Annotated in this window: 1 protein-coding gene; it reads left to right on the top strand. The window is 41.9% G+C overall.

The annotated features are described in order from the left end of the window. Positions 1 to 618: HAD hydrolase-like protein (locus CWM53_RS12475; RefSeq protein ID WP_165785075.1), on the top strand; the 618-nt coding region annotated here is incomplete at both ends.

Consider the following 618-nt stretch of genomic DNA (forward strand, 5'->3'; position numbering starts at 1 on the left):
GAATTTCTGTCTAAAAGGCCTGCCGCAGAGCAGAGTGCAAGGCACCGCGCTGGGCGGGATATCAGTATTGACGATATCTATAATGAATTGCAGCAACATTATAAGGTTGAACATTCAGTCGCCAAAAAGTTTCGTGAGCTCGAAGAACGGGTTGAAATTGCTTCTGTTTCGGCTCGGCCGGATATGTTGGAAATTTTTGAGTTTGTTAAAAAGAGTGGTAAAAAAATCGCTATTGTCAGCGATATGTTTTTACCGCTTGAAACTATCGTTAATATGCTCGAGTCTAATGGTTTTACCGGATGGGATAAAATTTATTTATCATCAGATAAAGGTAAAAGAAAGGATACGGGTGAACTGTACGAGCTTCTTTTTACCGAGTATGGTGTTTCCGGTAATGAAGTCGTGATGATTGGCGATAACGAGCGTAGTGATTTACAGTTGCCTTGCGATCGGTTCAACACTCTCGGTTTGCATATTGTTAGAGCTACGGACTTAGCACTTCATACTCCAGAGTATGCAGGGTTAGCTAAGCAGGCGTTTAATTCGGATCTAGACGGAGAACTGACCTTTGGTCTTTTGACGAGGAAAAATTTAAGTCAAATTGGGAGTTTCTCTCCG

The sequence above is a fragment of the Klebsiella sp. A-Nf5 genome (assembly GCF_002810545.1).
Lineage (GTDB): Bacteria > Pseudomonadota > Gammaproteobacteria > Enterobacterales > Enterobacteriaceae > Klebsiella > Klebsiella variicola.